Raw genomic sequence first — 22,643 nt, 5'->3', positions numbered from 1 at the left:
GGTTGATAGGCCGGATATGGAAGCCCAGTAATGGGTGGAGTTGACCGGTACTAATAGGCCGAGGGCTTGTCCTCAGTTGCTCGCGTCCACTGTGTTAGTTCTGAAGTAACGAACATGCCGAGACCACCAGGTGGTCGGCCGGTTCGAGATATCTTCATAGAGTTTCGGTGGTCATAGCGTTAGGGAAACGCCCGGTTACATTCCGAACCCGGAAGCTAAGCCTTTCAGCGCCGATGGTACTGCAGGGGGGACCCTGTGGGAGAGTAGGACACCGCCGAACAAATTGTGGGGAAAGCCCCGGACCAGGTACTGGTCCGGGGCTTTTCTGCGTTCCAGGGCAAGACGTGTGTCTCCTTTGAGGTCGCATTCAGCATCGTTCGCGAACTGATTCAGAGGCGTCCTGCCGCCTTCAACGCCAAGTAGGCGTCAGCCACAGCAGGGGCCAGATTCTCCGGGGTGGCATCCACGACCGTCACGCCGTGCCGTTGGAGTTGTTCCGCCGTACGGCGGCGCTGGATCCGGGCCTGGGTGCCGGCCGCGGCTTCGTACACCGCGTCCAAGGTGCCGCGACTGTCGGCCATTTGCTCCACGTGAGGGTCGGCCACGGAGGCGACCAGCACGGTGTGCCGCTGTGTGAGCTGCGAGAGGACGGGCAGAAGGCCCTCCTCGATCGGAGCGGCGTCCAGGCTGGTCAGCAGCACGATGAGAGACCGGCGTGGGGCGTGCTTGAGCGCTGCCGCGCTGAGGCCGCGGGCGTCCGTCTCCACCAGTTCGGGTTCGAGCGGGGCCAAGGCGTTGACCATCGCCGGCAGGACGTCCCCGGCCGCCCGGCCCTGGACCTGTGCCCGGATACGCCGGTCATAGGCGAGGAGGTCCACACGGTCACCGGCGCGTGTGGCGAGCGCGGTGAGCAGCAGAGCGGAGTCCATGGCGGCGTCCAGGCGGGGGACATCGCCCACGCGACCGGCCGACGTGCGGCCGGTGTCCAGCACGATGAGGATGTGCCGGTCCCGCTCGGGTCGCCAGGTGCGAACGGCGACCGTTGTCTGGCGGGCGGTGGCGCGCCAGTCGATGGAACGGGTGTCGTCGCCGGGTACGTACTCGCGGAGGCTGTCGAACTCGGTGCCTTGGCCGCGGGTGAGCACGCTGGTGCGGCCGTCGAGTTCGCGCAGTCGGGCCAGTCGGGACGGCAGGTGCTTGCGGCTGGTGAAGGGCGGCAGGACGCGGACCGTCCAGGGCACACGGTGGTTTCCCTGGCGCGCGGCGAGGCCGAGCGGGCCGTAGGAGCGGACGGTGACCAGTTCCGCGTGGCGGTCGCCCCGGCGGGTGGGGCGCAGCATCGTGGCGATGCGTCGGCGCTCGCCTGCGGGGACCGTCACTGCGTGGCGGGATGCGGCCTGTTCGGTGCCCGGGATCCAGCTGCTGGGGGGCCAGGCGTCCCGGAGCTGGGCGCGCAGGCGCCGTGGGGACGGGTTCGTGACGGTGAGCTGGACTTCCGCGCTCTCGCCTAGTCGAACTGATGTGTCACCGGTTCGGGTGAATTGGAGTGTTCGTACTGGTGCGGCCAGGGCGTAGTCGCACAGAATTGCTACTACGAGCGGTGCGTTGACGGCGAGAAACCCTGCCCAGCTGGGTTCGAGTACGCCGACGGGGATCGATCCGAGGGCGGCGAGGAGGGCCGTTCGTCCGGTGAGGGCCATGGGTTCACTGCCTCAGCGGGGGACGGGGACATGGGCGAGGATCGCGGTGATGACGGAGTCTGCGGTGACTCCTTCCATCTCGGCCTCGGGGCGGAGCTGGATGCGATGCCGGAGGGTGGGGAGGGCCAGGGCCTTCACATCGTCCGGGATGACATAGTCGCGGCCGGTCAGCCAGGCCCAGGCTCGGGCGGTGGAGAGCAGCGCGGTGGCGCCTCGGGGTGAGACGCCGAGAGTGAGTGAGGGGGATTCACGGGTGGCACGGCAGATATCGACGACATAGCCTGCGATTTCGGCGGAGACCGAGGTCTTGGCGACGGCTGCTCGGGCGGCCTCGAGGTCGGCGGATGTGGCGACCGGGCGGATGCCGGCGGCCCGCAGGTCGCGCGGATTGAAGCCTTCGGCATGCCGGGCTAGGACGTTGATCTCGTCCTCGCGCGACGGCAGCGGCACGGTCAGCTTGAGAAGGAAGCGGTCGAGCTGTGCCTCGGGCAGGGGGTATGTGCCTTCGTACTCGACGGGGTTCTGCGTAGCGGCGACCAGGAAGGGCTCCGGGAGCAGGCGGGGAGTGCCGTCGACGGTGACCTGGCGCTCCTCCATCGCCTCCAGGAGCGAGGACTGGGTCTTCGGCGGCGTCCTGTTGATCTCGTCGGCGAGCAGCAGATTGGTGAACACGGGACCCGGCTGGAAGGAGAACTCGGCGGTCCGTGCGTCGTAGACCAGCGAGCCGGTGACATCGCTGGGCATGAGGTCGGGGGTGAACTGGACGCGCTTGGTGTCGAGTTCGAGGGATGCTGCCAGAGCACGGACCAGGAGCGTCTTGGCGACGCCGGGGACTCCTTCGAGGAGGACGTGGCCACGACAGAGCAGCGCGACGACAAGTCCGGTGACTGCGGAGTCCTGGCCGACCACGGCCTTCGCGATCTCGGTGCGCAGTGCCTCCAGGGAGGCGCGTGCGTCGTCCGAGTGATCAGCGGTCTCGGGGGTCGGGGCGCTCATGAAGTGCGTACCTCTCTTTCGAGGGCGTCGAGTTGGTCTGCCAGGCGGATGAGGGCGGCGTCGTCGGCGGGTGCCGGGCCGAAGAGCAGAGCCCGCAGGTCGCGGTCGCCGTCGTGAAGATGCGCGGAGACGGCCGGCAGGAGGGAATCGGGTGAGTGGGCGTCAGCAGGGCTGACACCCAGGAGAGGGGCGAGCCGGGTCCGGGTGGCCTGGCGGAGGGCGGAGGCGGCGCGGTCGCGGGCGTTGGCCTTGCGGTAGAGGCGGGCCCGGCCCTCCGTGGACTCCGAGGCGCGGATGGCGACGGGGAGCCGCTCGGTCACCAGCGGCCCGAGCCGACGTGCACGCCAGATGGCGGCGAGCACGGCGGCGAAGGCGAGCTGGAGCGTGCCCCAGAGCCATCCGGAAGGGATCAGTCCACCGATGCCGCTCTCGCCGGCTGCTTCACCGCGGTCGTCACCCGTGGCGTCGTCGCCGGCGGCGGATCCATCACTGGGAGAGGGGAGGTACCAGACGAGATGAGGCCGGGAACCGAGCAGTTGGAGGGCGAGCGAGGCGTTGCCTTCCTTGGCGAGTCGCTCGTTGTGGAGGAGGTCGGGGGAGCCGAGCAGGACGGTGTCGCCGTCCGCCGGCTCGTTGATCCTGAGCAGGCTGGGGAGGCCGTCGCTGAGGTAGCAGGCGTCGGTGCCGGTGGTCTCGTCGGTGGCGTAGCGCTCACCGCCGATGTCGACGCTTCCGGCCCGCCGGGCGGCCGGGAAGGCGCATTGCGGGGCGCGGGCGGAGACGGGCGCGGGCCTGTCCGCCGTTACTGCCGGGGCGAGAGTGCCGACGGAGGGCGGGCCCGGTGCGACGAGCAGGGTACGGCCGCCGGAGGGATCCATCGCCGTGCGCAGGGCGTCCTGTTGACGGCCGGTCAGCAGGTCGGGGGTGACGACCAGCAGCGTGGTGTCGGGACCCGCGGCGGCGGTGGCCTCGTCGAGGGTGGTGACCACGCGCGTGCTGACACCTCGGGCCTTGAGCAGTTCGGCGACGGCGCGGCTGCCGTAAGGGTCGGCGGACCGCGGGTCGAGGCGCCCGTGCTCGTCCCCGGAGCGGACGACGGCGATGACGAATCCGGCCACGATGAGGATGCCGAGCACGAGCAGTACGCCACGGCTGCGCGTCCAGATCTGGCGGGAGGTCGGGGACACCGAAGTGGCGCCGGCCATGGCCCCGGTCATTCGGCGGCTCCTTGGGCCGTGGTGCTCAGCTGGGGTTTGGCACGCTCCACATCGGCGTCGAGATCCCGCAGACGCAGATACGCCTGCTGGTCGGCCGTGCGTCCGCCGTATGTCACATCGTCGAACGTGCGGGCTGCCGCTCGGAGCGCGTCCGCGTGGGCGGGCAAGGGGCGGCCGGCGTCCGCGGCGGCTTCGTCGGCGGTGCGGCCAGGGCGCGGGTCGAGGAGAGCGCGCTCTTCCAGGGAGCGGACGATGGCACGCATCCGTTCCTGGACGGCCTGGCTCCACCTGCCGGCGGCTGCATGGGACTCCGCGGTCTCGCGGTGCTGGGCGGCGCTTCGGGGGCGGTCGTCGAAGAGAGCGTCGCCGGTGGTGAGGGTGCGGTGCGGGGTGCCGAGCCGCCACCAGAGGGCGGCTGCCAGGGCGATGACGATCAGGACGATGACGACGAGGCCGAGCGGACCTCCGGGGGCGGCGCCCGCCGCGGCGTCGAAGATGCCGCCGAGCCACTCCCAGAACCGGTCGAGACCCCGCTCCACGAGGTTCGGGTCGTTCTCGTGGTACATCGGCTTGGACAGCTCGCGCTCCGCCGCCTCCCGGGCGGGTACGCGAGGGATGTCCACCGGTACGTCGTCGTTCGCGCGGAACATCACTCGCGCCGTGGTCGTGCCCCCCGTGATGGACACCGCATCAGCTCCTGGAGGTGTCGTCGCCCGCGGACGTGGAGCCGTAGCCGGGAACGCCTGCCGCCCTGGCCAGTTCGAGGTCGAGGGCCTCGCGGCGGATGCGCTGGTCCACGTAGAGGAGGACCGTGACGCCGGCCGAGATCGGGTAGGTGATGGACGAGGCGATCACGGCACCGATGCCGGTGATGATCAGGAACGGCCAGCCGAACTCGGGGACGGAGCCGGAGAAGAGTCCGCTGAGGCCGTCACCGTCGACCGCGTAGGCGATCAGGCTGAACGGGATGGCGATGATCATCGAGACGAGGAACGTCAGCAGCAGCGTCAGCGCCAGGATGCCGAAGGTCCGCCACCACGCCCCGCGGACCAGCTTGGCCGAGCGGCGCATCGACTGGATCACTCCCTGCCGCTCCAGCATGAGCGCGGGGGACGCGAGGGCGAACCGGACCATCAGCCAGAGTGTGACGACGGCACCGGCGAAGCCGCCCAGAACGGCGAGGGCGACACCGCCCCCGGAGCCCAGGAGCAGGCCCGGCAGCATCCCCACGGTCATCACGACCGCGGCGATCAGGGGCAGCAGCAGGGTCAGGCCGAGGAGTTGCAGCAGCCGGGGCCGTGCCTCGCGCCAGGCCTCGGAGAGGGTGACGGGGCGGCCGAGGACCGAGCGGCTGATCACCACGGTCAGCAGGGCGGTGGTGAAGAGCGTGGCGATCAAGGTGATCGCCGTGACCGGCGCCAGCCCGATGACCGTCGCGTTGAGCTGGTCCATGGCCTGCCTGAGGGCTTCCTCGGGGCTGGCGTCCGGGTTCGTCGCGGGCGGCTGCGGCAGGAGATAGCGCTGGATGAGGATGTCGCAGATCTGGGTGATGACCGAGACGGTGATCGTGATGCCCAGCACCGTGCGCCAATGGGCGCGCAGAGTCGACACCGCGCCGTCCAGGATCTCGCCGACGCCCAGGGGACGCAGCGGGATGACCCCGGGCTTCGCGGCGGGCGGCTGCCCCCAGCCGCCGCGCTGCGGACCGCCGCCCCAGGCCGGCCCGCCGGCCGGCGGCACGGGTCCGCCGCCCTGAGCGGTCGGGGGAGCCCACCGGCCGGCGGGCGGCTGCTCCTTGGACCACTTCGAGGAGGCGTCGGGAGCGTCGGCGGGCCCGGGTGTTCCGGAGTCCCGGCCGTCGGAGGGGGAGGATCCGGGCGAGGCCCAGCCCGGAGTGTCGTTCACGGTCGTCCACCTCATGGATCTGTCGTGGGGCCGGCTCGGCGAACCGGCCGGAAATCGGCGCCTGCCCGCACGTCACGGCGGAGGCTGGCAGCCCATCGTGCCACGCGCCGCCCGCCCGCGGGCCGGGCGATGGATCTCCTTCTCACCTTCATTGTGCGTGCGTCAGCGGGCAGACTGGGCGGATGGCTGATCAGTACGTACAAACCCGCGACGGCGAGGAGTCGCCGCGGCTCGCCTCACTGCGCTGGGACGAGCTTCCGGAAGGTCCTGTGCTGGTTCTCCTGGACCAGAGAAGGCTGCCCGCCGAAGAGGCCGAGTTGGTGTGCACGGACGTTCCGGCGCTGGTGCAGGCGATCCGGACGCTCGCCGTGCGGGGGGCACCGCTGCTCGGGATCGCCGGCGCCTATGGAGTGGCGCTGGCGGCCGCCCGCGGTTACGACGTCGCGGAGGCGGCAGCACTGCTGGAGACGGCGCGGCCCACCGCCGTCAACCTCGGCTACGGCGTGCGGCGCGCGGCCGGTGCGTACGAGGAAGCGGTCGGCAAGGGCGCCGATGCGCAGGAGGCGGCCGCCGCCGTGCTGGCCGCGGCGCGGGAGCTGCACCGGGAGGACGCCGAGGCCAGCGATCGGATGGCGCAGCACGGCCTCGCCCTGCTCGAGGAGCTGCTGCCGGGCGGCAGTCACCGGATCCTGACGCACTGCAACACCGGGCGGCTGGTCTCCGGCGGGGAAGGGACGGCGTTCGCGGTGGCGCTCGCCGCGCACCAGGCGGGCCGGCTCCGCAAGCTGTGGGTGGACGAGACCCGGCCGCTGCTGCAGGGTGCCCGGCTCACCGCGTACGAGGCGGCTCGGAGCGGGATGTCGTACACACTGCTCACCGACAATGCGGCAGGATCGCTGTTCGCGGCCGGGGAGGTCGACGCCGTGATGATCGGGGCGGACCGGATAGCGGCGGACGGCTCCGTGGCGAACAAGGTGGGGAGCTATCCGCTCGCGGTGCTCGCCAGGTACCACCATGTGCCGTTCATCGTGGTGGCGCCGACCACCACCCTGGATCTCGGGACGGCCCACGGTGCGTCCATCGAGGTGGAACAACGGTCCGGGCGGGAGGTGACCGAGATGCCGGTGTCGCGGGCGGCGGAGCAGGAAGCCGAAGCCGGGGGCCTGCCGCTGGCTCCCTTGGGGACTCAGGCGTACAACCCTGCGTTCGATGTCACACCACCGGAGCTGGTGACGGCGATCGTCACGGAAGAGGGGACGGTTTCGCCGGTCACGGGGGCCGGGATAGCCGAGCTGTGTGCCAGGTCACGCCAGGTAACGATTAGCTAATGGGATGATGTCGATTATGAAGGGACGCGTCCTTGTCGTCGACGACGACACCGCACTGGCCGAGATGCTCGGCATTGTGCTGCGTGGTGAAGGGTTCGAGCCGTCGTTCGTAGCGGACGGCGACAAGGCACTCGCTGCTTTCCGCGAGGCCAAACCGGACCTGGTACTGCTGGATCTCATGCTGCCCGGTAGGGACGGCATCGAGGTGTGCCGGCTGATCCGTGCCGAGTCGGGTGTGCCGATCGTGATGCTCACGGCCAAGAGCGACACCGTCGATGTGGTGGTCGGGCTGGAGTCCGGCGCCGACGACTACATCGTGAAGCCGTTCAAGCCGAAGGAGCTGGTGGCCCGGATCAGGGCACGGCTTCGCAGGTCGGAGGAGCCGGCGCCGGAGCAGCTCGCGATCGGGGACCTGGTCATCGACGTGGCCGGCCACTCCGTGAAGCGGGACGGGCAGTCGATCGCCCTGACCCCGCTCGAGTTCGACCTGCTGGTCGCGCTGGCCCGTAAGCCGTGGCAGGTCTTCACCCGTGAGGTCCTGCTCGAACAGGTGTGGGGGTACCGGCACGCTGCAGACACCCGTCTGGTGAACGTGCATGTCCAGCGGCTCCGCTCCAAGGTCGAGAAGGACCCGGAGCGGCCGGAGATCGTCGTGACCGTCCGCGGTGTCGGTTACAAGGCCGGACCGAGCTGACATGGCCGTGGGCAGCACTGCTCCGAAGCCCGGGGGGCCGGGAGTCCGTACGGGGCGGGCTGCCGGGCCCGGGCACGGGTCGTCACGTTTCGGCCGTCTGTTCCAGAGCGGACGGCTGCTGCAGGACGGGGCGCCGGGTGGGCCGGTGCTCCGGTTCGTCGTGCGCTGGGTGAGGCGTCCGCTGCTGCCCGCCCTGCGGCTGTGGCGACGGAACATTCAGCTCCGCGTCGTCGCCGGCACGCTGCTGATGTCGCTCGGTGTGGTGCTGCTGCTCGGTCTCGTCGTCATCGGCCAGGTCCGCAACGGACTGCTGGACGCCAAGGAACAGGCCGCGCTGAGCCAGGCCGCCGGCGGTTTCGCCGCGGCGCAGGAGAAGGCGGCCGGAGTGGCCGCGCTCGGTGGCCAGGACGGCGACGACACGGACGGCAGGCCCGGCCGTGGCTCCGTGAACTGGCGGTCCGAGCTGGTGAAGCAGCTGGCCAGCGGTGGCCAGGGCGCGTACCACGTGGTGGCGCTCAGTCCCGATTCCGACGATGCCGGGACGAGCCGGGCGCCGCGGGCGTCCGGCGATGTGGATGTCACGAGCGTTCCCGAGAGCCTGCGCAGTTCGGTCGCGCAGGGGACGGGCACGTTCCAGACGTACGTCAAGATCAAGTACTCGGTTCAGAAGGAGCCTGAGGCGGGGCTGGTCGTCGGCAAGCGGCTCAACGACGTCGCGGGCAGCTCCTACGAGCTGTACTACCTCTTTCCGCTGACGCAGGAGGAGGAGTCGCTGAGCCTGGTCAAGGGCACGCTGGCGACGGCCGGACTGTTCGTCGTCGTCCTGCTCGGTGCCATCGCGTGGCTGGTCGTGCGGCAGGTCGTCACCCCGGTCCGGATGGCCGCGGGGATCGCCGAGCGGCTGTCCGCCGGGCGGCTCCAGGAACGTATGAAGGTCACCGGCGAGGACGACATCGCCCGGCTCGGTGAAGCCTTCAACAAGATGGCGCAGAACCTCCAGCACAAGATCCAGCAGCTGGAGGAGCTCTCCCGGATGCAGCGCCGCTTCGTCTCGGACGTCTCGCACGAGCTGCGTACGCCGCTGACGACCGTGCGGATGGCCGCGGACGTCATCCATGAGGCACGCATTGACTTCGACCCGGTGACGGCGCGCTCCGCGGAACTGCTCGGGGATCAGCTGGACCGGTTCGAGTCGCTGCTGGCCGACCTGCTGGAGATCAGCCGGTTCGACGCCGGAGCGGCGGCGCTCGAGGCCGAGCCGATAGACCTGCGCGAGGTCGTGCGCCGGGTGATCGGCGGCGCCGAGCCGCTGGCCGAGCGCAAGGGCACCCGCATCCGCGTGGTCGGGGACGAGCAGCCCGTGGTGGCCGAGGCCGACGCCCGGCGCATCGAGCGCGTCCTGCGCAACCTCGTGGTCAACGCCGTCGAGCACGGCGAGGGACGCGATGTGGTCGTGCGGCTGGCGGCGGCGGGCGGAGCGGTCGCGGTGGCCGTGCGCGACTACGGTGTCGGGCTCAAGCCGGGGGAGGCGACCAGGGTGTTCAACCGCTTCTGGCGGGCCGATCCGGCGCGTGCGCGTACCACCGGAGGTACGGGACTCGGTCTGTCCATCGCCGTCGAGGACGCACGGCTGCACGGCGGCTGGCTGCAGGCCTGGGGCGAGCCGGGCGGCGGCTCCCAGTTCCGGCTGACCCTGCCGCGTACCGCCGACGAGTCGCTGCGGGGATCGCCGATACCGCTGGAGCCACAGGACTCCCGGCGGGCACGTGAGCGTGCCGCGGCGGACGAGACGAACGAGCATGCGCTACGGCTGTCGACCGTCCCGGCACAGCCCGGCGCGAATCGTTCGGGTCTGCCGATCCCGGTCGGGCCCCCGGTACCGCCGCAGGCCTCGGCGGCGGTGGATCCGGCTGCCCTGCCGGGCAACGGTGCCCGTGTGGTGGCCCGCCCCGCCGTCGAGCGGCCGGGCGACGACGGAACGATGGGATCGGTCCCTGGGGTCCCTGGACAGGTTGCGGAGCGGGAGGACACGACTCGTGGGCGCTGAGCGTCGTCGGTACGGCCAGGGACGCGCCACACGAGGGTGGGCCGTGTTCGCCTGCTCGGGCGTTCTGCTGGCCGGATGTGCGTCGATGCCGGACAGCGGCGACGTGGAGCAGGTGAAGGCCACCAAGGGCGCGGACTCCCAGGTGCGGGTCTATGCCGTGCCGCCCCGTGACGGGGCCAGGCCGGACGAGATCGTCGACGGCTTCCTGGAGGCCATGACCAGTGATGATCCGAGCTTCGCGACGGCACGCAAGTATCTGACGAAGCAGGAGTCGAAGGTGTGGCGGCCCGACGCGCTGACGACCGTGCTGACCGAGGCGCCCGAGTCCGAGGCCCGCGCCTCCGAGGCGCAGTCCGGCGAGGATGCCGACAGCCTGACCTACACACTGTCCGGTGAGCTGATCGCGACGGTGGACCGGCATGCGTACAGGTCGGTCGTGCCCACCCAGTACGGCGGGTCGCTGCGGCTCGTACGGCAGAGCGGACCGGACGGCAAGGGCAAGGAATGGCGCATCGCCTCCGCCCCCCCGGGCCTGGTGCTCGGAGAGAGCGACTTCCTGCGCAACTACCTGCCGGTCAACAAGTACTACTGGGCGTCCGGGCAGAACACGGTGGTCGCGGATCCGGTCTACATCCGGCAGCGGCAGGATCCGGTGACCCGGATGGACACGGTCGCACAGACCGTGTCGGCGCTGTTCGAAGGCCCGGCACGCTGGCTGACGCCCGTGGTGGACTCGCCCTTCCCGACCGGCGCGGGGCTGAAGAAGGGCGTCACGTCCCTGACGCCCGACGACCAGAACGTCCTGAAGGTGCCGCTCAACGAGAAGGCGTCCAACGTCGGGGGAGCGGTGTGCAAGCGGATGGCGACCCAGCTGCTGCTCACCCTGCGTGATCTGGCGTCGCCGCGTGTCGAGCAGGTGGAGCTCCAGCGGGCCGACCGCTCGCCGCTGTGTGTGCTTACCTCCGACCAGGCGGACGCGTACGCCCTGGAGCGGCCGAGCTCGGACAACGTGTACTTCGTCGACAGCGACAGCCGGATGGCCGTGGTCGGGGCGAGCAAGGCCAAGAGCGTCGACAAGTCGATGGTGCGCGGCCCCTTCGGCAACGGACAGCTGAAGGTGGGCACGGTCGCCGTCGCGCGCAGTCTGCACCGGGCGGCGTCGGTCTCGCACGACGGCAAGTCCCTTTACGTGGCCTCGATCGTCTCCGACGAGGCACTGCCCGATCCGTTGGTCCAAAGCGGTGCGCCGCTGGTCAAGGACCGGCTTTCGGCACCCAGCTGGGACCGGAACGACCTGTGGGTCGCCGACCGTGATCCGGCCGGGCCGCGGCTGCTGCGCTTCGCGAACGGCCAGGGCGAGGCGCAGGAGGTCAAGGTCGACGGTCTCGACGGCGCGCGGATCGAGTCGATGCGGGTGTCGGCCGACGGTGTGCGGATGGCGCTGCTGCTGTCCAAGAACGGCAAGAGCACGCTGAAGATCGGAAGGATCGAGCGGCGCGCCGAGGCCGGCGGTGAGCTCACGGTGTCCGTGGTGGACCTGCAGGCCGCGGCACCCCGGCTGGAGACGGTGACCGCGCTCTCCTGGGCGGGCCCGAGCAGGCTGGTCGTCGTCGGCAAGGAGGCCGGCGGAGTCCAGCAGGTGCGCTACATCGAGACGGACGGTTCCCTCACGCCTGCCGGCGGTCTGCCGGGCCTGAACAAGGTGTCGGCGGTCGCCGCCACGGAAGACGAGGAGCAGTACCTGGTCGCGGTCTCCGACGACGGCCTGGTGCGGCTCGTGCCCAACGCCAACTGGCAGACCATGATCGAGAAGGGCTCGTCGCCGGTCTATCCGGGCTAGCCCGTTCCGGCCGGCGGCCGAGTTGTCCACAGGGGTGGCAGTTGTCCACAGGGGTGGCCCCGGTCTCCGGGCAGGGGCACAGTGGTGGTCATGCGGTGGTGGTGGCGCGAGATCGCAGGGCTGGTGCTGCCCGTCGCCTGCGGCGGGTGCGGGCGTCCTCGTACGCCGCTGTGCGAGGAGTGCGGAGGACGGCTGATGGGCCCGCCGGGACGGGCGAGGCCGTGCCCCGAGCCCAGGGGCCTGCCCGTGGTGTTCGCCGCCGCACGGTACGAGGACGCGGTACGGGCGGTGCTGCTGGCCCACAAGGAACGCGGGGCGCTCGGCCTGGCCGGGCCGCTCGGCACGGCGCTGGCGGGGGCGGTGCGCGCCGCGATGCCGCAGGCGCCGGACGAGCGGGAGCCGCTGCTGCTGGTGCCCGTGCCGTCGGCGCCCCGGGCGGTGCGGGCGCGAGGGCATGATCCGGCCCGTCGTATCGCCGTCGCGGCCGCCGTGGCACTGCGGCGCACGGGGACGTACGCGCGAGCGCTTCCGGTGCTGCGGCAGCGCCGCACGGTGGCCGACCAGTCGGGCCTGACGGCGCGGAGACGGCTGGCGAACATGGCGGGGGCGCTGGAGGTGGCTTCCGGCGCGGAGCGGCTTCTGGCAGCTCACGGAGCGGTGCTGGTGGACGATGTGATGACCACGGGTGCCTCTCTCGCCGAGGCGGCCAGGGCACTGCGTGCCGCATCCGGGGGACGTTCGTCGAGATACACCCGGACGAGTGCTGCCGTGGTCGCCGCACCGCCGCTGTCGTTCGAAACGAACCGGAACTGACAGGTGAGTTGCAACGTTGCAGGTAGTGAGAGGGGGCAGGCCCTGAATGGACGTACGCGCTGGTAGCGGGTGCCGACAGGGGTCCGGGCGAGCTATGTTCGGTGGTAACGAATGGTGAATGCCCTGCTTCGTCGAATACATGGCCGGGTTACGGCAAGGTGTTCCCGGAGTGGCCGAGATCTTCGACTTCGGTGGGGTGGCGATCTTGCCGGTGGGGGAGGAGGAGGTGAAAGTCGCCAAGTCCGAGGCTCCGGTGCACACCGGGGCCTGGTGCAAAAGGGAGAAGCTCCGCGTTGAATGCGGAGCGATCCGGGAACGGAGTTCTGCGTGGACATCGTCGTCAAGGGCCGCAAGACCGAGGTGCCCGAGCGGTTCCGCAAGCACGTGGCCGAGAAGCTGAAGCTGGAGAAGATCCAGAAGCTCGACGGCAAGGTGATCAGCCTCGACGTCGAGGTGTCCAAGGAGCACAACCCGCGGCAGGCCGACCGTTCCGACCGCGTGGAGATCACACTTCTTTCACGCGGCCCGGTGATCCGGGCGGAAGCAGCGGCAGGCGACCCGTACGCAGCGCTCGACCTGGCTACGGCCAAGCTGGAGGCTCGGCTGCGCAAGCAGCACGACAAGCGCCACACACGCAGGGGCAACGGGCGGCTGTCGGCAGCGGAGGTCGCCGATGTCGTCCCTGGCGTGGCCCAGTTGAACGGAACCGGTGAGCCCATCATCGAGGAGGCTCCGGAGTCCATTCCCACCACGAGGATCGGCTCGCTCGAAGTGCAGGGCGAAGGCCCGCTGGTGGTCCGGGAGAAGACCCACGTCGCTGCCCCGATGACGCTCGACCAGGCGCTCTACGAGATGGAGTTGGTCGGGCACGACTTCTATCTGTTCGTCGACTCCGAGACCAAGGAGCCCAGTGTCGTCTACCGGCGACACGCCTACGACTACGGCGTCATCCACCTGAGGACCGACCCCCTCGCCGGCAGCGAGGCGGGCGGCGCCGGTGGTGCGCTCGGCGGCTGATCCCGTCCTTCGGTGGTGCCCCTGGAGCGCCCTGTGCGCCCCCAGGGGCATCCTCGTGCCGCCACAGGATCACACCACTGTCGGTCAGGCATGAAATCATGGCGACCCGAGCCAACCGGTGCGCTGTGGACTGCGGTTGGCAGACCGCAGATTGATGCAGGCCACGGCCTCAGGGGGAGGAACGATGGCGGACAGCTTCGGCCCGGTGCGCGACGCGGAACACGCCGATGGTCCGGACGGTGGTGACGGCACGGAGACCGGTGTGTCACGCAAGGAGCCGATCCGGGTGCTTGTCGTGGACGACCATGCTCTCTTCCGTCGCGGACTGGAGATCGTCCTCGCCCAGGAAGAGGACATCCAGGTCGTCGGCGAGGCCGGGGACGGCGCGGAGGCCGTCGACAAGGCGGCCGATCTGCTGCCCGACATCGTGCTCATGGATGTACGGATGCCGAAGCGTGGCGGCATCGAGGCCTGTACCTCCATCAAGGAGGTCGCACCCAGCGCGAAGATCATCATGCTGACGATCAGCGACGAGGAGGCGGACCTCTACGACGCGATCAAGGCCGGCGCCACCGGATACCTCCTCAAGGAGATCTCCACGGACGAGGTGGCCACGGCGATCCGCGCGGTCGCCGACGGGCAGTCCCAGATCAGCCCGTCGATGGCGTCCAAACTGCTCACCGAGTTCAAGTCCATGATCCAGCGCACCGACGAGCGCCGCCTGGTGCCCGCTCCCCGGCTGACCGACCGGGAGCTCGAGGTGCTCAAGCTGGTGGCGACGGGGATGAACAACCGGGACATCGCCAAGGAGTTGTTCATCTCGGAGAACACGGTGAAGAACCACGTGCGCAACATCCTGGAGAAGCTCCAGCTGCACTCCAGGATGGAAGCGGTGGTCTATGCGATGCGGGAGAAGATCCTCGAGATCCGCTAGGCAGACACGGCCCAGGCCCGCAGGGCACAGTGCTTCCGGCTCAGGCGAGGGCGGCGACCAGGGGCGCTGCCAGCTCCGGGCTGTCCACCCGCTCGACGCGGACCGTGTCGCAGCCGACCCACCGCGCCGCCTCCAGCAACGCCTGGGCCATGGGCCGCACCGCCTTCGGCGTGTCCAGCGAAACTTGCCTGGCGACCAGAGTGGTGCCCTCACGAGCAGGATCGACGCGGCCCAGCAGCCGGCCGCCCGACAGCAGCGGCATCGCGAAGTAGCCGTACACCCGCTTGGGCTTGGGGACATACGCCTCCAGGCGGTGTGTGAAGCCGAAGATCCGCTCGGTGCGTGCCCGCTCCCAGATCAGTGAGTCGAAGGGCGACAGCAGCGTCGTACGGTGACGGCCGCGCGGCTCGGTCGCCAGCGCCTCGGGGTCCGCCCAGGCAGGCTTCTCCCAGCCCTCCACGCGGACCGGCACCAGTCCCGAGTCGGCGACCACGGCATCGAACTGCTCGCCCTTGAGACGGTGGTAGTCCGCGATGTCCGCGCGCGTGCCCACGCCCAGCGACTGGCCGGCGAGCCGCACCAGACGGCGCAGGCACTCCTCGTCGGCCAGGTCGTCATGGAGCAGTGCGTCCGGGACGGCGCGCTCGGCGAGGTCGTACACCCTCTTCCAGCCGCGCCGCTCGGTGCACACCACCTCGCCGTACATCAGCGCCCGCTCGACGGCGACCTTGGCCTCCGACCAGTCCCACCAGGGGCCGCCGTTCTTCGCGCCGCCCAGTTCCGTGGCGGTGAGGGGGCCTTCGGTGCGCAGCTGCTTGATCACCGTGTCATAGGCCCCGTCCTGGAGGTCGTGGTACCAGTGCGGGCGGGAGCGGTAGGCGCGCCGGCGGAAGGCGAAGTGCGGCCACTCCTCGACGGGGAGTATGCAGGCCGCGTGCGACCAGTACTCGAAGGCGTGTCCCTCCGTCCAGTACGCGCTCTCGACGGCCTTGCGGCCGATCGCGCCGAGCCTGGCGTAGGGAATCAGCTCGTGCGAGCGCGCCAGCACCGAGATCGTGTCCAGCTGCACGGCGCCGAGATGGCGCAGCACCCCCCGAGCGCCGCCGCGGCGGTCGGGGGCGCCCAGGAACCCTTGGGCGCGCAGCGCGAGGCGGCGGGCCTCGTCGGCGGACAGCTCGGCGGCAGGCGGTGCGGTCTTCATGTTCCGCACCTTAGAGGGCGGCACCGACAATCGGTCCTCGGCGGTCGCGCCCGCCCGGGCGGCGCCCGTCAGGTGTTCGACGGCAGATAGGGGACCGGGCACGGGAGCCCGAGGTCGGACGGGAGCAGCGAGGCGATCCAGCAGTCACGGAGCGTGCCCCTGCCGTGGAAGCCCGACCGCTGGACGCCCTCGACGGTGAAGCCGGCCTTCTCGGCGACGCCGCGCGAGGCCGTGTTGCCCACCTCCGCGCGCCACTCCAGCCGGGTGCAGGCGAGGTCCGTGAAGGCCCAGCGGGCCATGGCGAGCACCATCTCGGTCGCATAGCCGCGGCCGCGGTGCTCCTTGGCCATCCAGAAGCCGATCTCCCAGGAGCCCGAGCGCGGGTGGTGCAGGCCCGACGACGCGATGAGCTCACCGCTCTCCCGCAGGCGTACGGAGAGGGTGTACTCCGAGTCGTTGCGCCAGCCGTCCGGCACGGTCACCTCGATGAATTCCTCCGCGTGCCGCAGTTCGTAGGGCGAGGGGACCGGGATCCAGCGCTGGATGTCGGGGTCCTGACAGGCCGCGTGGACCTCGTCGGCGTCACCGGGGGTGAAGGGGCTCAGCAGCAGTCGGTTGGTGGTGAGGGTGATGGGCTCCATAACGGAATTGTGGTCACTCTGCGTCGGTGGCGCGAACACTTTTCGAGATCTGCGGCACCTTCCGAGCCCTCCGCACGTTCTCTTGGTGCGCGGCAGTCGGCCATGGGTGACGGCGGCTCTCCCGGCGTGGCGGGGTCCTCGCTTACGATGGCCGTTGCGGTGGGGTCCACCTGCCGTGCCCGCGCCAGTGTCCATAAACGACCCAGTGCCAGGCCCGACCGGCAAGGAGACCCGCCTCAGTGTCCGTCTTCAACAAGCTCATGCGTGCAGGCGAAGGCAAGATCCTGCGCAAACTGCACCGCATCGCGGACCAGGTCAACTCCATCGAGGAGGACTTCGTCTCCCTCTCCGACGCCGAGTTGCGGGCCCTCACGGACGAGTACAAGGAGCGCTTCGCCGACGGCGAGAGCCTCGACGACCTGCTGCCCGAGGCGTTCGCCACCGTCCGTGAGGCCGCCAAGCGCGTCCTCGGCCAGCGTCACTACGACGTCCAGCTGATGGGTGGCGCCGCGCTGCACCTCGGCTATGTCGCCGAGATGAAGACCGGTGAGGGCAAGACCCTCGTCGGCACGCTCCCGGCGTATCTCAACGCGCTCTCCGGCAAGGGCGTCCACCTGATCACGGTCAACGACTACCTGGCCGAGCGCGACTCCGAGATGATGGGCCGGGTCCACAAGTTCCTCGGCCTCGACGTCGGCTGCATCCTCGCCAACATGACGCCCGCGCAGCGCCGCGAGCAGTACGCGTGCGACATCACGTACGGCACGAACAACGAGTTCGGCTTCGACTATCTGCGCGACAACATGGCGTGGTCGCAGGAGGAGCTCGTGCAGCGCGGCCACAACTTCGCGATCGTCGACGAGGTCGACTCGATCCTCGTGGACGAGGCGCGTACGCCGCTGATCATCTCCGGCCCCGCCGACCAGGCCACCAAGTGGTACGGCGACTTCGCCAAGCTGGTGAAGCGGCTGAATCGGGGCGAGCCGGGCAATCCGCTCAAGGGCATCGAGGAGACCGGCGACTACGAGGTCGACGAGAAGAAGCGGACCGTCGCCATCCATGAGTCGGGTGTCGCGAAGGTCGAGGACTGGCTGGGCATCGACAACCTCTACGAGTCGGTGAACACCCCGCTGGTGGGCTACCTGAACAACGCCATCAAGGCCAAGGAGCTCTTCAAGAAGGACAAGGACTACGTCGTCATCGACGGCGAGGTCATGATCGTCGACGAGCACACCGGCCGTATCCTCGCGGGCCGCCGCTACAACGAGGGCATGCACCAGGCGATCGAGGCGAAGGAAGGGGTGGACATCAAGGACGAGAACCAGACGCTCGCCACGATCACCCTGCAGAACTTCTTCCTCCTCTACGGGAAGCTCTCCGGAATGACCGGTACGGCCATGACGGAGGCCGCCGAGTTCCACCAGATCTACAAGCTGGGCGTCGTCCCGATCCCGACGAACCGCCCCATGGTCCGCAAGGACCAGTCGGACCTCATCTACCGCACCGAGGTCGCCAAGTTCGCGGCCGTGGTCGACGACATCGAGGAGAAGCACGGCAAGGGCCAGCCGATCCTCGTCGGTACGACGTCGGTCGAGAAGTCCGAGTACCTCTCCCAGCAGCTCAACAAGCGCGGCATCCAGCACGAGGTTCTCAACGCCAAGCAGCACGACCGCGAGGCCACCATCGTCGCCCAGGCGGGCCGCAAGGGCGCCGTCACCGTCGCGACGAACATGGCCGGCCGTGGCACGGACATCAAGCTCGGCGGAAACCCGGACGACCTGGCCGAGGCGGAGCTGCGGCAGCGCGGCCTGGACCCGGTCGAGCACGTCGAGGAGTGGGCCGCGGCACTGCCGCAGGCGCTGGAGCGCGCCGAGGCGGCCGTGAAGGCGGAGTTCGAAGAGGTCAAGTCCCTCGGCGGGCTGTACGTCCTGGGCACCGAGCGCCATGAGTCGCGGCGTATCGACAACCAGCTGCGCGGTCGTTCCGGCCGTCAGGGCGACCCGGGCGAGTCCCGCTTCTACCTCTCCCTCGGTGACGACCTCATGCGGCTGTTCAAGGCGCAGATGGTCGAGCGCGTCATGGCCATGGCCAATGTGCCGGACGACGTCCCGATCGAGAACAAGATGGTGACGCGCGCGATCGCGTCCGCCCAGTCGCAGGTCGAGCAGCAGAACTTCGAGACGCGGAAGAACGTCCTGAAGTACGACGACGTGCTCAACCGGCAGCGCAAGGTCATCTACGGCGAGCGCCGTCGCGTCCTGGAGGGCGAGGACCTGCACGAGCAGATCCGCCACTTCATGGACGACACGATCGACGCGTACATCCAGGCGGAGACCGTCGAGGGCTTCGCCGAGGAGTGGGACCTCGACCGGCTGTGGGGCGCGTTCAAGCAGCTCTACCCGGTGAAGGTGACCGTGGACGAGCTCGAGGACGCGGCGGGTGACCGGGCCGGGATCACCGCCGAGTTCATCGGCGAGACCATCAAGGACGACATCCACGAGCAGTACGACGAGCGCGAGAAGCAGCTCGGCTCGGACATCATGCGTGAGCTGGAGCGGCGCGTGGTGCTGTCCGTCCTGGACCGCAAGTGGCGTGAGCACCTCTACGAGATGGACTACCTCCAGGAGGGCATCGGCCTTCGCGCGATGGCGCAGAAGGACCCGCTCGTGGAGTACCAGCGCGAGGGCTTCGACATGTTCACCGCGATGATGGACGGCATCAAGGAGGAGTCCGTCGGCTACCTGTTCAACCTGGAGGTCCAGGTCGAGCAGCAGGTCGAGGAGATCCCGGTGCAGGACGCGGCCGAGAAGAAGTCCCTGGCCAAGGAGGACGCGGTGCCGGCGGGCGCGGGCCGTCCCGAGATCCGCGCGAAGGGGCTGGACGCACCGCAGCGTCCGGACCGGCTGCACTTCTCGGCGCCGACGGTCGACGGCGAGGGCGGTGTGGTCGAGGGCGACTTCGCGAACGGCGACTCGCCCCGCTCGGAGTCCGACGGGATGACGCGCGCGGAGCGCCGCAAGGCGCAGAAGAGCGCGGGGCGCCGCCGCAAGAAGTGACGCCGAAGGCGTGAGAACCGCGGGGCCGGACACCGGAAGGTGTCCGGCCCCGCGGGCATTCACACGGGCGCCGGCGTGGCTCGGGTCCCCTGGCCGAGCTGGCCGGCGACCGCCGAGGCGTCGGGGGCGGCCCGTGCGGTTCTCGGCCGTGCGCCGCGGTGGCCGGGGATCGCCGGGTCGGCGTCGGCTGTGCCCCGCTGTTCCCCCGGCAGTGGCCGTCGGCGACCGCTCGGGTGTCAGACTCCGGCGGTGACGCGTTCGCCGCCGAGTTCCACGGCTGCGCAGCGCCAGCGGAGGTCTCGGCCCTGTTCGAGGCGGAAGGCCATGGCGCGGACCTGCTCGCCCGCGGCGATGCGGGCGAAGGCCTCGATGACTCCTGGCCGCGGTACGTACTCGTCGCAGTGGCGGACCGCGGGCCGCAGGCCGTTCGTACGGAGCGGAGTGCCGGGAGCGAGGCGGACGAGCTGCTCGTAGGCGTCGCCGATGGTGTGGCCGAGCATCCAGTGCACGGGGCGGTGGCCGCTGAGGACCGAGAGCAGCCGTTCGGCGAACCAGTAGCGGGGAAGACGGGAGCGGCCGCCGGCGGCGGGCCCTGGGCCGGGCGCCACGGGCGGCGCTGCGGGGCGCCGTGCGGCGCGGCCGGGGCCGCGGCTGTCATGGCGGTCCCCGGGCTTCGTCCGCGTCCTGGCCGAGGTGTGGTGCATGGCGGTCGCCCCTTCGATACTCACAAGTAACTTTCCGGTGGGGATCTTGTACGGGCCGGGAAGCGGCCGCCGCAAGGACCACGGGACCGCGCGGACAGCGGCGCCGAGGATCACCTATCAGGGTGACGGCGGGCTCTGAGCGCCGGGAACCGCGCGGACCGCGGGTGCTCCGGGGCGACGCCGGAAGGGGCCTCCAGGGCAGCCCGAAGGGGGACTTCACACGTATCCTTAAGTGCTCACCCGACTACGAAAGCGGCCACCATGCGCGTCTACGTCCCCCTGACCCTCCCCGGTCTCGCAGAGGCGCACAAGGCGGGCGAGCTCGGGCCCGGTCCGCTGATCGCCTACGCCGTGACGCCCGCGCTGCGCGAGTGGTACGTGTCCGACGACATCGAGGAGCTCGAGTACGCGGCGCTGAACAGGGCCGCGGCGGCGTCGCTGCGGCAGCTGGCGGGCGACCCGGGTGTGGCGCGGCGGCGGGTCGTCGTCGCCGTCGACGTACCGGACGGCGCGGCGACCGCGGATCCGGGCCAGGCGCTGGGGTCCGCGTCTCTCGGTGAGGTGCGGATCGCGGCCGCGGTGCCGCTGGTGAAGGCGGCGTCGGTGCATGTGGACTCCGACGAGGCGGAGAGCGATGTGGCCGCGGCGGCCGGCGCGCTCGGTGCTGCGGACCACGGGGACGACGACGCTCAGTTCATCGTGGACGGCGCCGAGGACCACGAGCTGCTCTGGTACGGGGTGCAGGAGATCCCCGGGCTCATCGGCTGACGCGGCCTGCCTGGCCCGGCTGACGCGGTCCGGCCCGGCCCGGTTCGTTTCGGTTGCCTCGGTCGTTGTCGTACCCGGCCGGTACCGTTGCTCGACATGGGGAAGCACACGGCGCATCTGGTCTGGGACTGGAACGGCACACTGCTCGACGACATCCACACGATCATCGAGGCGACGAACGCGTCGTTCGCGGAGATAGGGCTCGCCTCGATCACGCTCGAGCGCTATCGCGAGCTGTACTGCGTGCCGGTGCCGCTGTTCTACGAGCGGCTGATGGGCCGGCTGCCCACGGACGACGAGTGGGCGGTCATGGACGCGGTGTTCCACAAGCACTACTGGCAGCGGGCCGACGCCTGTGTGCTCACGGCCGGGGCGGCGGAGCTGCTCGCCGAGCGCCAGGAGGCGGGGCGTACGCAGTCGCTGCTGTCGCTGGCCCCGCACGAGCAACTGATACCGATCGTGCGGCGGCACGGCATCGAGGCGCGCTTCGTACGGGTCGACGGGCGGATCGGCGCGTCGCACACGGGCAAGACGGAGCACATGGTGCGGCATCTGGCCGCGCTGGAAGGGGTGCCGCCGGAGCGGATCGTGGTCGTCGGCGACGCGGTGGACGACGCGGTCGCCGCGGCGCACGTCGGCGCGAAGGCCGTGCTGTACACCGGGGGCTCGCACAGCCGAGCGAGCCTGGAGTCCGCAGGGGTGCCGGTGGTGGACAGCCTGGCGGAGGCGGTGACGGTCGCGGAGGAGCTGGCGTAGCGCGCCCCGCCCTGTCCGCCCTCCGGCGCGGGACGGACCGGACAGCGCCAGCCGGCACCGCACCCCGCCCGTGCAGCGGCCCGTCGGCACGTACAGCCCCGTCGGCACATACGGGCCCCGTCACACGCACAGAGCCCCTCGACCCGCACAGAGCCCTCTGGGCACCTACAGCACTCTCAGCCCGGCACTGTGGGCCCCGTCGGCCTGTCAGCTCAGCGGAGCCTTCGACCTCAGCACCGTGAGGAACTCGCGCATCCAGGCAGGGTGGTCCGGCCAGGCGCGGGAGGAGATCAGTGTGCCGTCGACCACGGCCTCGGTGTCCTGGAAGGACGCGCCCGCCGCCTGCATGTCGAGCTCCAGGGCGGGATAGGCCGTGACCCTGCGGCCCGTGAGGCTGCCGGTGGCGGCCGTCAGCAGGGGGCCGTGGCAGATCTGGGCCACGGGCTTGTCGGCGTCGAAGAACGACTTGAGGATCTTGCGGAGTTCCGGGTCGTTGCGGAGGTACTCCGGGGCGCGGCCGCCCGGGATGACGATCGCGGCGTAGTCCCCCGGGTCGACCTCCGAGAAGGCCAGGTCGGCCGGCCACGTGTAGCCGGGCTTCTCCGTGTACGTGTCGAAGCCGGGCTCGAAGTCATGGACGACGAACCGGAGCTGTTTGCGGGCGGGGGCGGCGATATGGACCTCATAGCCCTCTTCGAGCAGCCGCTGGTACGGGTAGAGGACCTCCAGGGACTCGGCTGCGTCGCCGGTGACGATCAGGATCTTCACACTCATGGCTCCTGCTCCCCTGTATCGATATGGCTGTATCGATACGGCTGTATCGATTTGTCGGGCTTCGGTCCCACCGTCAACCTGCCTCCCCGACGCCGATTTGCCAAGAGGCCACGTGTCGCTGTCCAGACTGTCAAACTTCCGGCCCCGCTTTTGTACACATACGGCTCATGACGGGTCAGGGGTGAGGGGCGATAGCCTTGACCCGTGATCAGCGCGATACGCCGAGGGGGCAGCGGTGCCTCCTGCGGGCTC

The 22,643-nt window shown here is 70.2% G+C and carries 19 protein-coding genes and 2 rRNA genes; 12 read left to right on the top strand and 9 right to left on the bottom strand.

From position 1 onward, the window contains the following. Together ACIQMR_RS23155 and rrf are read left to right on the top strand one after the other, a co-directional pair. A 23S ribosomal RNA gene (locus ACIQMR_RS23155) occupies positions 1–74 on the top strand; the annotation flags it as partial. A gap of 89 nt (positions 75–163) precedes the next feature. Further along, a 5S ribosomal RNA gene (gene rrf, locus ACIQMR_RS23150) occupies positions 164–280 on the top strand. 109 nt (positions 281–389) lie between these two features. On the opposite strand, the gene ACIQMR_RS23145 is transcribed toward rrf, so the two are convergent. Genes ACIQMR_RS23145 through ACIQMR_RS23125 form a run of 5 tightly spaced genes read right to left on the bottom strand, consistent with a single transcriptional unit; the run spans position 390 to position 5,818 of the window. After that, entirely contained in the window at positions 390–1,700 is a 1,311-nt protein-coding gene (locus ACIQMR_RS23145; RefSeq protein ID WP_401390295.1) for a DUF58 domain-containing protein, read from the bottom strand. 12 nt (positions 1,701–1,712) lie between these two features. After that, positions 1,713–2,696, bottom strand: coding sequence for an AAA family ATPase (locus tag ACIQMR_RS23140; protein WP_401390292.1), 984 nt, complete (start codon positions 2,694–2,696; stop codon positions 1,713–1,715). After that, positions 2,693–3,913 (bottom strand): DUF4350 domain-containing protein, encoded by a 1,221-nt coding sequence (locus ACIQMR_RS23135; RefSeq protein WP_401390289.1) that lies wholly within the window; start codon positions 3,911–3,913, stop codon positions 2,693–2,695. The genes ACIQMR_RS23140 and ACIQMR_RS23135 overlap by 4 nt, the downstream gene beginning before the upstream one ends. Then, positions 3,910–4,599 carry a DUF4129 domain-containing protein gene (locus tag ACIQMR_RS23130; RefSeq protein WP_401390286.1) on the bottom strand — a complete coding sequence of 230 codons (690 nt, stop codon included), beginning with the start codon at positions 4,597–4,599 and terminating at the stop codon, positions 3,910–3,912. The genes ACIQMR_RS23135 and ACIQMR_RS23130 overlap by 4 nt, the downstream gene beginning before the upstream one ends. Positions 4,600–4,603: 4 nt before the next feature. Further along, positions 4,604–5,818: a glycerophosphoryl diester phosphodiesterase membrane domain-containing protein gene (locus ACIQMR_RS23125; RefSeq protein WP_401390283.1), complete on the bottom strand. Its 1,215-nt coding sequence runs from the start codon at positions 5,816–5,818 to the stop codon at positions 4,604–4,606. A gap of 182 nt (positions 5,819–6,000) precedes the next feature. On the opposite strand from ACIQMR_RS23125, the gene mtnA reads away from it, so the two are divergent. The 7 genes from mtnA (at position 6,001) to ACIQMR_RS23090 (ending at position 14,491) form a co-directional block, all read left to right on the top strand. After that, positions 6,001–7,146: an S-methyl-5-thioribose-1-phosphate isomerase gene (gene mtnA / locus ACIQMR_RS23120; protein WP_401390280.1), complete on the top strand. Its 1,146-nt coding sequence runs from the start codon at positions 6,001–6,003 to the stop codon at positions 7,144–7,146. Positions 7,147–7,150: 4 nt separating this feature from the next. Beyond that, a complete protein-coding gene (gene mtrA / locus ACIQMR_RS23115) occupies positions 7,151–7,840 on the top strand; it encodes an MtrAB system response regulator MtrA (protein ID WP_205375139.1) in 690 nt (229 codons plus the stop codon). A 1-nt stretch (position 7,841) separates the two neighbouring features. After that, a complete protein-coding gene (mtrB, locus tag ACIQMR_RS23110) occupies positions 7,842–9,887 on the top strand; it encodes an MtrAB system histidine kinase MtrB (protein WP_401390276.1) in 2,046 nt (681 codons plus the stop codon). Then, positions 9,877–11,727, top strand: a complete 1,851-nt coding sequence (locus tag ACIQMR_RS23105) for an LpqB family beta-propeller domain-containing protein (protein ID WP_401390274.1) — start codon at positions 9,877–9,879, stop codon at positions 11,725–11,727. The genes mtrB and ACIQMR_RS23105 overlap by 11 nt, the downstream gene beginning before the upstream one ends. A gap of 90 nt (positions 11,728–11,817) precedes the next feature. Continuing rightward, on the top strand, positions 11,818–12,540 hold the full coding sequence (locus tag ACIQMR_RS23100) for a ComF family protein (RefSeq protein WP_401390271.1): 723 nt from the start codon (positions 11,818–11,820) through the stop codon (positions 12,538–12,540). A 327-nt stretch (positions 12,541–12,867) separates the two neighbouring features. Then, entirely contained in the window at positions 12,868–13,557 is a 690-nt protein-coding gene (gene hpf, locus ACIQMR_RS23095) for a ribosome hibernation-promoting factor, HPF/YfiA family (protein WP_266373667.1), read from the top strand. A gap of 184 nt (positions 13,558–13,741) precedes the next feature. Next, positions 13,742–14,491 (top strand): response regulator, encoded by a 750-nt coding sequence (locus ACIQMR_RS23090; protein ID WP_401390268.1) that lies wholly within the window; start codon positions 13,742–13,744, stop codon positions 14,489–14,491. A gap of 40 nt (positions 14,492–14,531) precedes the next feature. Here the strand turns inward: ACIQMR_RS23090 and ACIQMR_RS23085 are convergent, their stop codons facing one another. Both ACIQMR_RS23085 and ACIQMR_RS23080 read right to left on the bottom strand, forming a co-directional pair. Further along, entirely contained in the window at positions 14,532–15,692 is a 1,161-nt protein-coding gene (locus ACIQMR_RS23085; protein WP_401390265.1) for a winged helix-turn-helix domain-containing protein, read from the bottom strand. A 68-nt stretch (positions 15,693–15,760) separates the two neighbouring features. Further along, positions 15,761–16,333, bottom strand: coding sequence for a GNAT family N-acetyltransferase (locus tag ACIQMR_RS23080; protein WP_401390262.1), 573 nt, complete (start codon positions 16,331–16,333; stop codon positions 15,761–15,763). Between the two features lie 239 nt (positions 16,334–16,572). Between ACIQMR_RS23080 and secA the strand changes: the two genes are divergently transcribed. Then, positions 16,573–19,389, top strand: a complete 2,817-nt coding sequence (gene secA, locus ACIQMR_RS23075) for a preprotein translocase subunit SecA (RefSeq protein WP_401390259.1) — start codon at positions 16,573–16,575, stop codon at positions 19,387–19,389. A gap of 236 nt (positions 19,390–19,625) precedes the next feature. On the opposite strand, the gene ACIQMR_RS23070 is transcribed toward secA, so the two are convergent. Further along, entirely contained in the window at positions 19,626–20,093 is a 468-nt protein-coding gene (locus ACIQMR_RS23070) for an Rv3235 family protein (RefSeq protein WP_401390256.1), read from the bottom strand. A gap of 261 nt (positions 20,094–20,354) precedes the next feature. Between ACIQMR_RS23070 and ACIQMR_RS23065 the strand changes: the two genes are divergently transcribed. Continuing rightward, on the top strand, positions 20,355–20,861 hold the full coding sequence (locus ACIQMR_RS23065) for a DUF6912 family protein (RefSeq protein ID WP_401390253.1): 507 nt from the start codon (positions 20,355–20,357) through the stop codon (positions 20,859–20,861). A 96-nt stretch (positions 20,862–20,957) separates the two neighbouring features. Next, a complete protein-coding gene (locus ACIQMR_RS23060; RefSeq protein WP_401390251.1) occupies positions 20,958–21,617 on the top strand; it encodes an HAD family hydrolase in 660 nt (219 codons plus the stop codon). A gap of 207 nt (positions 21,618–21,824) precedes the next feature. Here ACIQMR_RS23060 and ACIQMR_RS23055 read toward each other — a convergent pair whose 3' ends face one another. Further along, positions 21,825–22,391, bottom strand: a complete 567-nt coding sequence (locus ACIQMR_RS23055; protein ID WP_401390248.1) for a DJ-1/PfpI family protein — start codon at positions 22,389–22,391, stop codon at positions 21,825–21,827. Between the last annotated feature and the right edge of the window lie 252 nt (positions 22,392–22,643).

Source organism: Streptomyces sp. NPDC091376 (assembly GCF_044757085.1).
GTDB lineage: Bacteria > Actinomycetota > Actinomycetes > Streptomycetales > Streptomycetaceae > Streptomyces > Streptomyces pratisoli.
This window is presented reverse-complemented; position numbering and strand designations above follow the sequence as displayed.

Bases quoted from the DNA above. Each gene is read 5' to 3' on its own strand.
- mtrB (WP_401390276.1), top strand. From the start codon at position 7,842: ATGGCCGTGGGCAGCACTGCTCCGAAGCCCGGGGGGCCGGGAGTCCGT.
- ACIQMR_RS23065 (WP_401390253.1), top strand. From the start codon at position 20,355: ATGCGCGTCTACGTCCCCCTGACCCTCCCCGGTCTCGCAGAGGCGCAC.
- ACIQMR_RS23060 (WP_401390251.1), top strand. From the start codon at position 20,958: ATGGGGAAGCACACGGCGCATCTGGTCTGGGACTGGAACGGCACACTG.
- ACIQMR_RS23135 (WP_401390289.1), bottom strand. From the start codon at position 3,913: ATGACCGGGGCCATGGCCGGCGCCACTTCGGTGTCCCCGACCTCCCGC.
- ACIQMR_RS23090 (WP_401390268.1), top strand. From the start codon at position 13,742: ATGGCGGACAGCTTCGGCCCGGTGCGCGACGCGGAACACGCCGATGGT.
- ACIQMR_RS23055 (WP_401390248.1), bottom strand. From the start codon at position 22,391: ATGAGTGTGAAGATCCTGATCGTCACCGGCGACGCAGCCGAGTCCCTG.
- ACIQMR_RS23070 (WP_401390256.1), bottom strand. From the start codon at position 20,093: ATGCACCACACCTCGGCCAGGACGCGGACGAAGCCCGGGGACCGCCAT.
- ACIQMR_RS23100 (WP_401390271.1), top strand. From the start codon at position 11,818: ATGCGGTGGTGGTGGCGCGAGATCGCAGGGCTGGTGCTGCCCGTCGCC.
- mtrA (WP_205375139.1), top strand. From the start codon at position 7,151: ATGATGTCGATTATGAAGGGACGCGTCCTTGTCGTCGACGACGACACC.
- ACIQMR_RS23140 (WP_401390292.1), bottom strand. From the start codon at position 2,696: ATGAGCGCCCCGACCCCCGAGACCGCTGATCACTCGGACGACGCACGC.
- ACIQMR_RS23085 (WP_401390265.1), bottom strand. From the start codon at position 15,692: ATGAAGACCGCACCGCCTGCCGCCGAGCTGTCCGCCGACGAGGCCCGC.
- ACIQMR_RS23080 (WP_401390262.1), bottom strand. From the start codon at position 16,333: ATGGAGCCCATCACCCTCACCACCAACCGACTGCTGCTGAGCCCCTTC.
- ACIQMR_RS23145 (WP_401390295.1), bottom strand. From the start codon at position 1,700: ATGGCCCTCACCGGACGAACGGCCCTCCTCGCCGCCCTCGGATCGATC.
- mtnA (WP_401390280.1), top strand. From the start codon at position 6,001: ATGGCTGATCAGTACGTACAAACCCGCGACGGCGAGGAGTCGCCGCGG.